Raw genomic sequence first — 14,776 nt, 5'->3', positions numbered from 1 at the left:
CTCCTTTACATACAATTACATCTTACTTCTGTTACAGCACTTGCTTTTTTCTTAGAAATGACTTCTTCCAAACCTTCCAAGTCGGCTAGGGTAAAGTCACATTCTTCTATCAAATCAGCTAGCAAGAGCTTTATTCTTCGAGAACAAAGCTTGTCTTTGATATCCTGAACCATTAAGCCCCTACTATCATCTGGAGTTAAAAGGGACGAATAGACAAAGGACTTGCCCTGTTTTTCCCGAGTCAAACATTCTTTCTCCACCAAACGTGCCAAGAGTGTCTGGATCGTGGATTTGGACCAGCTAAACCTTTTCTCTAATACTTTTATGAGATCAGTACTAGTCTGCTCTCCCTGCATCCAGATAATCTTCATGACCTGCCATTCTGCATCCGAAATCTGCATCAGCACACCTCCAAAATCTACATTTGTCAATTACAATTATCAGTATACTCTCAAAATCTACATTTGTCAACTGAATTTCCTAAAAATTTTTTAAATTTCTCTTTCCAATAGATTTTGTCTATCATTGTGATAAAAAATACATATTATTCAAAGGAGATTTTTAAAGCTACAATTTTTTTTCATTTCTAGATGAATAAATTTTAATATTTTTTGATACTATTTAACTTCCTACTACTAAGATAGTATAATCATTATTTGTATTCAATTATCATTAAAATAATACTCTTTTTAGAACAAATAAAATAAACTCAGATAGTCAATACCTATCTGAGTTTTAATTTTACAGTTATATGTAAATCCAGTCATAGAGATTATATGCATAGCCTTATTAGTTGTATGTTTTGTAATATTTCAATTTTATCCAATATATTTCTTCGAGAATTGGTAATTTCGAACCATACCAATAACACTCCCTATGCTAAGACCAAATAAAATAAAAATAAACAGTGCAAACCCATCACCGATTGCTTTACTATTAAATAGATGATTAAATAGTAAAAATAGAGGTAGAACGATAGGGAGTAATACACTACTTACAGCTGCACGTCTCATCTCCTTTGTCTCTCCTGTAATAAACCAAGTAAAAGGTAAAAATCTCATCCAATTTAGATATTCTTTTTGTTGAATTTTTTCTTCAAACAAATGAGTAAATAGGGCATAAAATGGTAATGCGATGTAATAAGTTACTTTAACCAAGAAGTACATTGCACCAATAAATACTGCAACTCCCCACCACATTCCTTCCATTGTTTCTTCGTAATCTTGTTGATATTTTGGTTTTCTAGACATAATAGTTCTCCTTTAGTTTTTCATCCATTATTTCATTAAGTTTGTAAATGTATTGATCGTTGTCAATTTATTATTGTAACTAACTTGTCTTTGTAACTCTTGAAACTGATGATTTAATTGCTCATTTCTTTTCAGTTCTTCATATAAATTTTGAGCTTGACCAAGATTTTGGGCTCTACCTTGATCTATCAAATTAATCATGTATATAAAAGCATTAAAATGAACATCTAAGCCAGCTTGTTGTCTTGCATTAACAAATGGAAGACTATTAAATTTTTCTATAAAGTAATTTCGAGCATCAATAATTTCATCCTTATGATTTATCAACTGTTCAGCTTTTGGCTTATCCTTCTTTACTCGTTGAAAAGCAAAATATATTGGGGACCAAAGAGCCAGCCATAATCCTATCCAGACAGAATATTCAAAAGGTCTGCTAAAAACACCTAAGCCAGATGAGCTAAATTCACCAAGTCTAGGCATATATAATATCAAAAATAAAGAGCCTAATAGCCTAATAACCCATCCAAATCCACTTAGCTTTAGATGAATCAAATCAACGTATTTACTATGTACACTATAGAGATAATCTGTCGTTTCTTTAATACGCTTTGACCAAATTGCAGCATCGATGAGCAATTCTCTACTTCGCTCAGGCTCTTCAAGAGTTGAAACATGTTCTTGAATTACCGTCAGGTATGGTTGTGGATTAGCAATTGGGTAGTATTTATAAGTTTTATCGTCTTTAGTAATGATTTCCATTGAATGGTATTCCCCATTATCAAATACCTCTGACCAACGTTTATTTGGTAGCCTACCCCTCGCATATGCATCCCAAATTGTCCAATCATTAAAACTAGCTGATTTAAAATCTTCAGGAACAAGACCTAAAAAATAATCTAACTCCTTCTCCTCTTGAGAAAAAATACTTTTCATATAAAATTCTCCTTCCACACATATTTTAACATATTGTGGTTATATACACAATATGAAGAAGAGTTATTTTTACTTATAATTAAGTTGAAGGAGTTGATAACGATTATAAGTTTTAACCCACTTTGGGCTACAATGAAGAAAAAAGAAATTTCTCAATATAGATTATTAAAATCAGGGATTGATAACAAAACCCTAGATAGTTTGAAGAAAAATAAAAACATAACTTTACTGACATTAGAAAAGCTATGTTGTATTTTAGATTGTCTTCCAAATGATATCGTAGAATTTATCGAAGAAACTCCTGACTATAATCAAAATCAATAATACCATCTTGGTTAGTTAAAATATTTAATGTAATTAAATAACTATATAGAGTTATTTAACCAATAATTGTAATCAACTCTTGGTTAAATTATTCTAGAAAAAAAACACATAAAATATAGATTTGAATTATCTTATTTTATGTGTTTTTTTGTTTTAGATATAATATTTCAGTTCAAATTAGAGTTTAAACCTTTGTATTTTCAATCTATTAGGCTTCTTGCCAATTTTCTTGGTCTTCTTTAAAGCGTTTAAGGAGAGCAAGTCCTTCTGGTGTAATGTAGCCTTCTTCTTGGGCTAGGTGAATGAGCTCACTGTAGTTTGAAAGAGTCACTAGTTTGACACCAGCATCCGCAAAGTTTTTATCTGCTTTTGGTAATTGATAGCTGAAGATAGCCACGACACCAAGCACATCTGCTCCTTCACGTTTAGCAGCAGCTACGGCTTCAAGAACTGATCCCCCTGTTGAAATCAAATCTTCAACAACAACCATCTTTTGTCCTTGAGCTACACGGCCTTCGATTTGGTTTCCTGCTCCGTGGTCTTTTGGTTTGCTGCGGATATAGGCAAAGGGTAGGTTCATCTTGTCAGCGATGATAGCACCGTGTGGGATACCCGCAGTCGCTGTTCCTGCAATCACTTCTACTTCTGGGAATTCTGCCTTGATGGCTTCTACAAAACCATTCTCAATCAAGGTACGTGTCTCTGGGTAGGCAAGTGTTACACGATTATCCGTATAAATTGGTGACTTGATACCTGATGCCCAAGTGAAGGGCTCTTCTGGTTTGAGGTAAACAGCTTGAATTTTCAATAGATGGCTAGCAATGTCTTTAGCAAGTGTCATGGGATTCTCCTTTGTATTTTTACTTTATTCTTATTTCCAGTCTTGTGTCCATTCATCCTTGATAGCATGATAAGCTACTACTGGATCAGGGGCTTGAGTGACTGGGCGTCCAACAACGATATAGTCACTACCAATATGATAAGCATCTGCTGGTGTCATGACTCGTTTTTGGTCTCCTACTGCAGCACCTGATGGACGAATGCCGGGTGTCAGGCAAATAAAGTCTGGACTGGTAGCTTCCTTGATGAGTTTTACTTCTTGAGCTGAACAAACCACACCATCTAATCCCGCTTCAGCGGTTTTTTTGGCATAGTGAATAACAGATTCTTGAAGACTGGTTTGAATATTTTGAAAGTCTCTCATTTGTTCCTCAGAGGTTGAAGTTAACTGAGTGACAGCAATTAATTTGGCTTCTTTTCCAAGTCCTTCACGCGCAGCCCTCATCATCTCAACACCACCTGCCGCATGAACATTAGTCATATCTACACCCAGATGAGACAAAACCTTCATGGCTGATTTGACTGTATTTGGAATATCATGGAGTTTGAGATCTAGAAAGACACTATGTCCCAAACCTTTCAGATAAGAAACAATCTCAGGTCCTGTAGCATAATAGAGTTCCATACCTACCTTTAGATAGAGGCTCTCTCCTGCTGGAAAAAGAGCTAAAAATTGCTTGACTGCCTCAAAACTTGGAAAATCAAGAGCAATAACTGGACGAGCTTCACACATACTTTTCTCCTTTTACCTTTGTTAGCTAGAGAGCATGAAAAAAGGAACCTGCCTACAGCAAGGTTCCACGAAAAATGGGTAGTCTCCACCCTTTCACCGTCTAACCTTAGCTGCCTCTCTGGACTGCTTTAAAGGTTTTTTACTATTCTATTATTTAAAGCGGTACTTGTCAAGTAAAAACAAGTAACTGAACGAATCACCTGAAACTTAGCGACTCTGTGTTGTTTGAGTCGTCTGTGTTGTTTGATCTTGATTTCCTTGCTCAGCTTGTTTTTTCTTCTCTTCTTCCTGCTTCTTCTTTTCCTCTTCTTTGGCTTTGACTCTTTCGTCGTCCAGAGCCTTATCCACTAGACTATAGCTATAGATACCGACCTCCATGTCAATACCACTAGGAACTGTCAACTGTGATTTTATCTTACTATAGTAAGGTAACTTCTTCCCTAGTTCTGATAATGGCACCAAAATCTCGTCTGTATCATACATGGTAATCTTTAGAAGGTCACTTGTTACCTTACTTGGTGCAAGTTCAATCTTCTCAATCTCTTGCTTAATTTCTGGACTAACTTCATTTAGCTGAGAAATTAGGGTTTTAATCTGTTCATCATCGTTAAATAAAACAGATATGTATTTCTCAGGTAAGTTGTCAGAACTAACGGCAGTTGATTCAATACTTCCACTAGATAAGATTGGATAATGGCTATCTCCAGAAACAGAGTAGGCTACAATCTCAAATTCTTTAACTTCAATGGTGAAGTGAACTGGAAATTGATAAGTTATCTTAGCAGATTCAATCCAGTGATTTGATTTGACCATTTCCGCATGCTTATCTTTATTTAAGAGCAAGCTGATTGTATAGTCACTGTCACGAATGCCAGACGCTTCTCTAACTTGGTCTGCACTTGTCTGAACAGTACCTGTAACGTCAATATGTTTCATTGTAGCTAGAGGACTTAGTAGATAAATAGACAAGAATAAGATTATAAAACTTGGGACGAGGATTGTAACTGCTCGCCAGATATGTATAGAAGGAATGGCTGGTTTTGGAAGTTTACTCTTGGTTTTTACTTTTTTCTGTTTCTTAACCTTTTCGTCAGTTTTTTCTTTCTCTACTTGATCCTGACTCTTAGAGTCTTCTTGAGGAGTTTCCTCCGAATCTTTCTCTTCATTTGAAGTCTCATCGCTAGTATCCGAATCCTTCTCTTCAGATTTTTCGGATTCTTGGTCCACTTCTTCAGAACTCGTAGAGTTTTCTTCCGTTCTTTTGCTCAAATACTCCTGGTGTTGTTTTTGCCATTCTGACACTTCTTGAATGCTTTCAGAAGACTCTGATACTTGTTCTTCTTTTTCACGAGCTTCTTCTTCGGCACGTTTCGCCTCTTCTTCAGCCTTTTTTTGAAGATATTCTTGATTTCGTTTTTGCCACTCTGACAATTCCTTGCCTTGAGTGTCCTGATTCTTTTTATCCTTTGACATCAATTTTCCTTATGATAAATCTTTTTTTAGTAACTCATAAAAATCTGCCACAGATTTTAATTCCTGAGAATTCTTCATCTTGTTTTGGTAAATCTCTTTGTTGGCCAAGAGTTGATTTACTTTTTCTTCTAAAGTTGACAAAGTCAAATCGCTCTCTTGCAACTCCTCAGCATAGCCTTTCTTCACAAAATAGGCTGCATTTTCAATCTGGTCTCCACGGCTGGCTTCACGACCCAGTGGCACAATGACGTGCAATTTAGCCATAGCAAGGAGTTCAAAAATCGTATTGGCACCACCACGAGTGATGACCACATCAGCCAGATTCATGAGTGGTTGATAGAGTTCCGTCGCATAGTCAACACGGTAGAGGTTTGAACTTAGTTCATTTAAACTAGCATCACCTGTCAGGTTGATGATATTATAGCGACTAGTCAGCTCTTCCTTGTGGTCTGTTACTAGTTGATTAAAGACACGCGCCCCAGCAGAACCTCCAACAAAGAGAAGAGTAGGTAACTTGTCGTTGAAAGAAGTTCGGATATCCACCATTTCTTCAGGTTCTTCCATAACTGGACCAGAAACCTTGGTCACAGCTCCTACATGTTCTACCTTAGTGAGACTAGATGCTTGCTCGAAAGTAGAGTACATCTTAGTCGCAAACTTATAGGCAATTTTATTGGCCAATCCCATAGAGAGGTCAGATTCATGGATAAAGACTGGTACTCTGCATACTCGCGCTGCGATAACAGGCGGAACAGATACAAATCCACCCTTAGAAAAGAGGGCTTGTGGACGAACTCGAAGCATGATAAAGAGCGATTGAAGAATTCCAAAAGCAACCTTAAAGACGTCAACCATATTTTGCCATGAGAAATATCGACGTAATTTCCCTGTTGCAATCGAATGGAAGGTAACATCTAAACCTGACTTGAGAATTTCATGATGCTCAATCCCATTTTTATCACCAATATAGTGGACTTCCCAGCCATCTTCGATGAACTTAGGCATTAACAAAAGGTTGAGGGTAACGTGTCCAACCGTTCCCCCACCAGTAAATACTATTTTTTTCATATTATCCCTTTAACTCCGCTACAGTGTCGATGAAAAGATCTCCACGCACTTCAAAGTTAGCATACATATCCCAGCTCGCATTGGCAGGACTGAGGAGAACAACATCTCCCTCTTCCGCAAGTTCAGAAGCCTTGCGAGTTGCGTCAGCAATATCTGTTGCATCCACATAAGCCACACCAGCTTTATCCGCTGCACGTTTGATACGTTCTGCAGATTGACCGAGGATGACCATTTTCTTAAGTCCAGTAATATCAGGAACCAATTCGTCAAACTCATTGCCACGGTCCAACCCACCAGCAATCAAGATAACCTTGCTATTATCAAATCCTGACAAGGCTTTTTGAGTTGCTAAGATATTGGTTGACTTACTATCGTTATAAAATTTAACGCCATTGATTTGGTCTACAAACTGGAGACGGTGTTTAACTCCACCAAAGGCTGATAAGGTTTCCTTGATGGTTTCATTATCAACGCCACGCAGTTTAGCAACGGCAATGGTTGCAAGAGCATTTTCCACATTGTGGCTACCTGGAACACCGATTTCATCAGCTGCCATGACTTTTTCACCACGGAAGTAGAGAAGACCATCTTCAAGATAAGCTCCGTCAACCTTTTCAAGTGTTGAGAATGGTACTACAGCCGCGTTTGTCTTTGTAGCAAGTTCTTTAGCTAATTCCTGGTTGAAGTTCAATACTAGGTAATCAGCTGCTGTCATATTGCTTTGGATATTCCACTTGGCTGCCACATAGTCCTCAAAAGAACCGTGATAGTCAATATGTGTTGGCATAAGGTTGGTGATAACAGCAATTTCAGGATGGAATTCCTGGATTCCCATTAATTGGAAAGAAGAAAGTTCCATGACAAGGGTGTCCTTATCTGTCGCAGTTTGAGCAACCTGACTAGCAGGATAACCGATGTTACCTGATAAGAGTCCATTTTGTCCTGCAGCAGTCAGAACTTCACCAATCATGGTTGTGGTCGTTGTCTTACCATTTGAACCCGTAATCCCTACAATTGGTGCCTCTGAAATCAAGTAGGCCAACTCAACCTCAGTCAATACTGGAATTCCTTTTGCCAAAGCTTTTTCAATCATAGGGTTGCTATAAGGAATACCAGGGTTTTTTACCATGAGGGCAAAATCTTCATCCAATAATTCCAAAGGATGTCCACCAGTGACAACCTTGATACCATCTTCCAAAAGGCTTTGAGCAGCTGGATTTTCCTCAAAAGGCTTGCCATCATTAACCGTTACAATGGCACCTAGCTTGTCCAAGAGACGAGCTGCAGACTCACCTGATTTGGCTAAACCTAGGACTAATACTTTCTTATTCTCAAATTGATCAATTCGTTTCATATCTAGAACTCCATTTCTACTCTTACTATTTTACCATTTTTATGAAAATAAAAAAGCCACAAAGGGCTTTCTTATTTGTTTTTTGTTATTTGGAAACTCAATTATCAAGTTTAGCATCTTTGTTAAGGATTTTTTGTTACCAAGAAACATAAAAAAGCGGACAAGATCTAGTTCTGTTTCTTGAAACTAGTTTGTCCACTTTTTATAGTTGAGATTGTTTTCTTGTCCAATCTCTATAATCTAAATACTGTCAGATTATTTTATTCTTCGTCTTTCTTCTTTCCCATTGCAAAGAGTCCAAGAAGCGCTCCCACAACACCTGCTGTTGCAAGGGTTGCATTTTCCTTAGTACCTGTTTCAGGGAGAATGTGTTGACGACTTGCAGGTGCCTGATAAGTCTTATCTTGTGACATAGCAAGGGCTACAATCGACTGCTCATCTTTGTACTCCGGTACTTCATTAATCGCTGCTTCGGCTGCGTTCACCCCACCAGTATATTCTGGAACTTCGTTCACCGCTGCAAAGACTGCATTGGCACCACCTTTGTACTCTGGCACATCATTAACCGCTGCTTCGGCTGCGTTCACCCCACCAGTATATTCTGGAACTTCGTTCACCGCTGCAAAGACTGCATTGACTCCACCTTTGTATTCTGGAACTTCGTTCACCGCTGCCTCGACTGCATTCACACCACCAGTGTATTCTGGAACTTCGTGAACTGCTGGTTCGACTACATTCGCTCCTAAAGTATGTTCTGGTACTTCGTGAACTGCTGCTTCAACTCCATTCACGCCTCCTGTGTATTCTGGAATTTCGTGAACTGCTGCCTCTTCTCCATTCACACCGCCTGTGAACTCTGGAACTTCATGTATAGCTGGTTCTTCTCCATTCACACCACCTGTGAACTCTGGAACTTCGTGTACAGCTGGTTCTGTCTTAGCGCTTTCAGCATCTGCCTTAGTCAATTGAATGCGGTATTCCTTAATATGTTTACCACTTTCTGAAACAAGATGAATCAAGACTGGAAGTTTATCATCACCACTATCAACAATAGTTGCTGCTACGTTTTCGCCAGCTTCAACTGTTACTTGAGGACGATTTCCACTGTAGGTTACTTGGTAATCCACACGATTTTCAGAGAAGTCAGCAATCTCTTTACCATCCACAAGAAGTTTTGCAGCTGTACTATCCTTAGGTTCCTCACTTGGAGCAATGAAGGCCATTTCTGTAATAGCTACACCCTTAGTATCTGCTTTTCTATCCATGCGCCATCTCATAGCCTTAGCTTTAACTGGGGCAAAGGTTACATGGATATCAGTACCTGCTTGAATCTCTTGGTCCGCACGGTATTCAACTTTCTCCCAGTTAGAAGGAGTGTTGAATGGATGTTCTGGATCGTATGGTTGGTAGTTAGAGTAGTATTCTGGTGAGTCAAATTCTGGTCCCACATAGCGCTCTAAGACTAGTTTAGAAGGTGCATCTGTACCACCATCTGAGAAGAATCGAATGCTTCCTTCAGCGACTGTACGTTCAACAATCTTGCCAGCTTCTCTAAAGATAACTCCTACTGAAACTTCGGGATTATCAGATGGAGTTGGAGACCAGTTGGTCCAACGACGGGTTTCATCATCAGAACCATCGTTAACATAGTCCACACGGTCATGAGAATTTGGATCAATATCATTGGTTGCAGAAGCAAATGAGCGGTTGCTATCATCATCAAAATCAGGGTTATCTGATAGGTTTTCACCGAGTTTATCAGTCACACGTACTGCTACTTCAGCAGTTAAATCAGTACCTAAAACGCGACCACGAACTGTAAATTCACCTGCATTCGCTAGATTTTCAGCTGGAACTTCATCCCATTCAACTGCCAAGTCTTTGACTTCATAGCCATCTTTACCTGTGAAGTAAACAGCGACTTTCGCAGGTAACTCAAGAGTATGCCCCTTAGCAACCAAGCGTGATGATTTCACAGCAACAACAGGTTTACTTGCTAGCAAGTCTTTATCATTTGTAAAGTGGAGACGGTATTCACCTAGAATATCTCCGTTTTCAGCCTTAACGACAACACGAACTGGATCCCCTTCACGAACGCTTGGAATCACTGTAGCAATACCATTATCTGATACACTTGCTGTTACAGTTGGTGCTTGGTCTTCTTTAGCTTCTAGATAATAGTCAGTCAAGCCAGGGTTAAAGTTTGGCAAATCTTTTCCATCTACTTGGATTTGAGCTTGAGCTTTCTTAGCTGGAGCTACTTGTTTAGAGAAGATTTGAATTTCTGTAATGGAAGTACCCAATTTACCATCTGGTCTAACCATACGGATACGAACCGCATAGGTATTGACTTTATCAAAGCTAAAGTGAGTCATTTCTCCAGCTCTCACTTGATCTGGAGCTTTAAGATTTGTCACTTGTTTCCAGTTATTGTCATCGTTAAAGACGTGGTCTTCACTAGCTACAAAGCTTGGGTTTTTAGGAACTGTTGGAACATCTTTTCCTACATAGTATTCGATGACATAAGACTTAGGTGCACCAACACCGTGGTCTTCGTGGAAGGCAACATTGAGATTGTCAACCGAACGTTTAGACAGGATACCAGAATCACCAAAGAGGATTCCTACTGATGCTTCACTTGTACGTTTCCAGTTTGTCCAGCGGTTTGCCGGTTGATCATTAAATGAGATTAGTTTGTCATTGACATTGGCTACTGAGTCACTTGGATTTGAGTCTGATGCAAAGGCAAGTGGCAACTCTGAACCTGTCCACTGGTCAGAAATGTTTGCACCAGTTTCTGTCTGAGCAGAAACACGCACATGTAGTTTCGTTGGTAACTGAGTCCCTTCCACATGCCCTGTCACTGTAAAGCTACCTTCAGTTGCATATTGGCTTGGATCAATAGCATCCCAAGTCACTTTAGCTGAAGATACTTGGCCGTTTGAGTGGTAAGTACGAACACTTTCTGGTAATTGAGGAGCTTCTGAAACTGGAGTTGTTGTAGTCACTTCTTCGACTGCAATGATACCTTCTACAGAAACTCTAGCATGAGCTTCGTTTTCAATTCCTTCCACTTTACCTAGAACATCAAAGCTATGGTATTTAGCAAGGTCTTTCTTAGCAACTGCTTGCCAAGTTACCTTGTGAACTTTTGGAAATCCTTTATCGTACTCTACCGTTACTGTATCAGGTAGACTTGGTTCTTGGTTCAAACCTGTCACGACACTTACTGGACGAATAGCCTGGACAACTTTATTTTCAGTATTTGCCTGAATGTTCAAGTCAATCTGACCTTCTGCTCCTTCAAATTGAGCTTTCAAAGTTACTTGACCAGGTTTATGCAATTCAAGCATACCTTTACGAACAGCTACGTCTCCTTCACCTGATGTTGAGAAGGTTACCTTGTCAGCTTTTAATACGGCCTGAGTTCCATCTTGATAATGAGCCAAGACTTTGATACCAACTGTTTGGTCTTCTTTCAGTGCGTCTGCATTTTCAACTTCTAGGCTTAAACGTTCAATCTGAGGAGCTTCTTGTAAGAATTGGATAGCATAAGTCTGAAGTGCTCCACCATCATTTGGTTGAACATAAATACTAGCACGCATACCATTTGCTTCGTTAGCTTGAATAACAGTAACTTGCGCATTTTCAGCTAAAGCTTTAACTTCAGGTAAAGCAGCTCCATAAGCAAGTTTATGATATAGAACTGGTTGATCAGTTGAGAGCCCTTCTACAGGCTGGTCTGCAACAGTTACAGTCGGTACTACTGGTGAAGCCGCTTGACCTTCGGCAACTACGAATGTAGCAGCGATTTCATCATCACCTGAAATTCCTTTAGCTTGGATACGAGAGCCTGGGATAGTTAATTTAGCTTGATCTTCAGCTGCAACTTCCCACCTATCAACGTCATAGCTTCCTAGAGTACCATCTGACAATACATAGCTAACAGATGGATCAACCGTACTCAGATCTGTAGTTGGTGCAATTCTCTTAACTACAGGTAATTCTGCTTCGAGTGCCAAGACTTCAACACGCGCTTCCACATCTCTTCCGTCAGCCACACCTTTAACAGTAAAAATACCAGGTTTGTTGACATCAACTGCGGACCATTCTACTGGAAGTTTTACACGACTGCCATCACTGTAGATAAATCCTACTTTTGAAGGCATTTTCGCTGCTTGACCGATTACTGTACGAACTTTAGGAACCTCTGTACCTAAAACAGTTTTTTCCTCTTGGTCTTTCTTACCTGTGAAGATAGTTGTTTGACCAGATTTCAAGAAATCAGAGTGAGCAGTCAAGGTGAATTTCCCTGCTTGCTCAGTTGATTTGACAATCACAACACCCTTACCATTAAAGGCTTTGCGAATCCATGAACCATCTGCTTGTTCTTTGTAACGTTCACGGCTGGCTTGTTCCCCGTTATCCACACCGACAATCTGACCTTGTCCATGCAACTGGAAGCGAACAAGATTATTGGCTGTAGGAACTACGTTACCTTTACTGTCAACAATTTCGTAATAGATATAAGTGAGGTCTTTCCCATCAGCTGCGATAGCATGTTCTTCTTTGACCAAACGAACTCCTGCAGGTTCTCCAGCAGTCACAATCTTATCACGAGCAATGATATTACCTGCTTCATCACGAGCTACTGCTTCTAAAGTACCAGCTTCAAAAGCAACCTTCCATTCAAGGTAAAGTTCATTCGGTTTAGCACCTTCTTGGTAAGTACGTCCATCACTTGTTTGTTTTTTAGTAAATGTCTTCTTGCCTAGAGTATTACCATTCAAGAATAGTTCTACACTTGCCGCATTAGAATAGGCACGGACTGGAATATTACCATCTGCATCCGCTACATTCTCTTTTAGGGTAGGATTTTCCCAGTTCCAGTGAGGAAGCAAGTGAACCATTGGTTTCTTCTCAGCAGAAACCCATTGGCTTTGGTACAAGTAGTAATCATTCTTTGGAATACCAGCTGTATCTACGATACCAAAGTAAGAACTCTTAACTGGAGTTTGGTTTTGGTTGTGCCATGGAGTCGGTTCACCGATATAGTCCGTACCTGTCCAGATGAACTGACCTGCATAACCCGCATTATCACGGTCAAAAGTCCAAGATGCTGTTGCTGTTTTACCCCAACCAACACGGTCATTACCGTAGTCTGATTGCTCGTAATTACGGTAAGCCTGATTGCTGTGGACCAATTCACGTTCTGGACGGAAATAACTTCCACGTGTACGAGTAGCTGAGGAAGTTTCAGATCCGTAAATCAACCAATTTGGATGTTTCGCACGAAGTTTCTTGTAGTTATCTTCTGAGTAGTTAAATCCAACAGCATCAAGTTCATTCGCAATCTTTTCATGATCACCACTACCATCACCAAAACGGAACTTATCTGCTCCCATAGTGACATAGCGTGTCTTATCAACAGCCTTGATAACTTGAACCAAGCGTTTAACCGTTGCTAGAGAACGAGGTTTCCCATCTGCTTCACCAATTTCATTACCGATAGACCACATGACAATAGCAGGGTTGTTTTTGCCTCTTTCGACCATGGTACGCAAGTCAAAATCAGACCATTTTTCTCCTTTTTTAGCTTCTGGGTGAGTGGCATCTTTATCAAAGAAGCGTCCGTAGTCATACTGTTTCTTACCACCATACCAAGTATCGAAGGCTTCTTCTTGGACCAACAAACCAAGCTCAGCAGCAATCTGCAAAGTTTGCTCACTAGCTGGGTTGTGGGTTGTACGAATAGAGTTCACACCCATATCCTTCATCTGTTTAAGACGGCGGTATTCTGCTTTATAGTTTTCTTCAGCTCCTAGAGCTCCATGGTCATGGTGAAGAGAAACTCCATGGAATTTAATGCGTTCACCATTCAAAGAGAAACCTTCGTTTGGAGTCCAGTTGTAATAACGGTAACCAAACAAGTCTTTCTTAGCATCTACCAATTGACCGTCACGATAAACACGTGTAACCAATTCGTAAAGGGCAGGCTTGTCGCTATTAACTGTCCAAAGTTTTGGTTTATCAACTTGTAAAATAGCATTCAAGCTTGTTGATTGATGAGCTTTCAAGACTTGACTAGCTGTACGAACTAGGTCCGTTACAGCTTGACCATTACGTTCAATGATTTGATACTCAGCAAGAATTTCATGATCTTTATCATCAGTATTGACGATCTTACTTGTTACATGAGTATCTACCTTACCATTTTGTTGTTTTTCAAGGTCTGGAGTTAAGATAGTTGTTCCATTTTTCTCAGTATGGACCTTATCTGTGACTTGAAGGGTAACATCACGGTAAATCCCGCTTCCTGAGTACCAACGGCTACTTGGTTGTTTGTTGATGGCATGCACTGCTACGACATTTTCGCGACCGTCTTTATGGAGATAGTCAGTGATGTCATATGAGAATTGGTTGTAACCATTTGGATAGTGACCAACTAGCTGACCATTTACATAAACCTGAGAATCCATGTAAACACCATCAAACGTGATGCGTACATTCTTATTGAGGTCTTCTTCATCAAGTTTAAAGGTCTTACGATACCAAGCATCACCACCATTGAGTTGCCCACCTTCGTTTTGGGCAGGTGAGTCATGGTCAAAGTCATTGTAGATACTCCAGTCATGAGGAAGGTCTAATTTCTTCCAACTAGAAACATCGGCATCTGGCTTGACTGCATCTTTAGCATTGGCATTGAGCTTGAAATGCCAGTTTTGGTTGAATTCTACTTTTCTATCCTCAATCAACTGTTTTACCTCATCATTAGTTGCAGGTTTGAGCTCTGGTTTTTCT

Annotated in this window: 9 protein-coding genes and 1 pseudogene; 1 reads left to right on the top strand and 9 read right to left on the bottom strand. The window is 39.6% G+C overall.

Going from position 1 to position 14,776, the window contains the following annotated elements; genetic code table 11:
- Positions 1–5: 5 nt before the first annotated feature.
- From HMPREF9423_RS04310 to HMPREF9423_RS04300, 3 genes are all read right to left on the bottom strand, one after another.
- Positions 6–401, bottom strand: a complete 396-nt coding sequence (locus HMPREF9423_RS04310) for a CopY/TcrY family copper transport repressor (protein ID WP_006155565.1) — start codon at positions 399–401, stop codon at positions 6–8.
- 417 nt (positions 402–818) lie between these two features.
- Positions 819–1,250: a hypothetical protein gene (locus HMPREF9423_RS04305; RefSeq protein ID WP_006148109.1), complete on the bottom strand. Its 432-nt coding sequence runs from the start codon at positions 1,248–1,250 to the stop codon at positions 819–821.
- 27 nt (positions 1,251–1,277) lie between these two features.
- Entirely contained in the window at positions 1,278–2,183 is a 906-nt protein-coding gene (locus tag HMPREF9423_RS04300) for a hypothetical protein (RefSeq protein ID WP_006155569.1), read from the bottom strand.
- Between the two features lie 132 nt (positions 2,184–2,315).
- Between HMPREF9423_RS04300 and HMPREF9423_RS0102010 the strand changes: the two genes are divergently transcribed.
- Positions 2,316–2,507 carry a helix-turn-helix domain-containing protein gene (locus tag HMPREF9423_RS0102010; RefSeq protein WP_006155562.1) on the top strand — a complete coding sequence of 64 codons (192 nt, stop codon included), beginning with the start codon at positions 2,316–2,318 and terminating at the stop codon, positions 2,505–2,507.
- 208 nt (positions 2,508–2,715) lie between these two features.
- On the opposite strand, the gene pyrE is transcribed toward HMPREF9423_RS0102010, so the two are convergent.
- From pyrE to HMPREF9423_RS04270, 6 genes and pseudogenes are all read right to left on the bottom strand, one after another.
- Positions 2,716–3,348 carry an orotate phosphoribosyltransferase gene (gene pyrE / locus HMPREF9423_RS04295; protein ID WP_006148105.1) on the bottom strand — a complete coding sequence of 211 codons (633 nt, stop codon included), beginning with the start codon at positions 3,346–3,348 and terminating at the stop codon, positions 2,716–2,718.
- A 30-nt stretch (positions 3,349–3,378) separates the two neighbouring features.
- Positions 3,379–4,080 (bottom strand): orotidine-5'-phosphate decarboxylase, encoded by a 702-nt coding sequence (gene pyrF, locus HMPREF9423_RS04290; protein ID WP_006148104.1) that lies wholly within the window; start codon positions 4,078–4,080, stop codon positions 3,379–3,381.
- 207 nt (positions 4,081–4,287) lie between these two features.
- Complete coding sequence (locus HMPREF9423_RS04285) at positions 4,288–5,553, bottom strand: cell division protein FtsQ/DivIB (RefSeq protein ID WP_006148103.1); 1,266 nt, start codon at positions 5,551–5,553, stop codon at positions 4,288–4,290.
- Between the two features lie 9 nt (positions 5,554–5,562).
- Positions 5,563–6,621: a UDP-N-acetylglucosamine--N-acetylmuramyl-(pentapeptide) pyrophosphoryl-undecaprenol N-acetylglucosamine transferase gene (locus HMPREF9423_RS04280; RefSeq protein WP_006148102.1), complete on the bottom strand. Its 1,059-nt coding sequence runs from the start codon at positions 6,619–6,621 to the stop codon at positions 5,563–5,565.
- Between the two features lies 1 nt (position 6,622).
- Positions 6,623–7,975 carry a UDP-N-acetylmuramoyl-L-alanine--D-glutamate ligase gene (gene murD / locus HMPREF9423_RS04275; RefSeq protein ID WP_006148101.1) on the bottom strand — a complete coding sequence of 451 codons (1,353 nt, stop codon included), beginning with the start codon at positions 7,973–7,975 and terminating at the stop codon, positions 6,623–6,625.
- Positions 7,976–8,235: 260 nt separating this feature from the next.
- Positions 8,236–14,760, bottom strand: a pseudogene (locus tag HMPREF9423_RS04270) (SIALI-17 repeat-containing surface protein); the annotation flags it as partial.
- Between the last annotated feature and the right edge of the window lie 16 nt (positions 14,761–14,776).

This window comes from Streptococcus infantis ATCC 700779 (genome assembly GCF_000187465.1).
In the GTDB taxonomy this organism is placed as follows: Bacteria; Bacillota; Bacilli; order Lactobacillales; family Streptococcaceae; genus Streptococcus; species Streptococcus infantis.
This window is presented reverse-complemented; position numbering and strand designations above follow the sequence as displayed.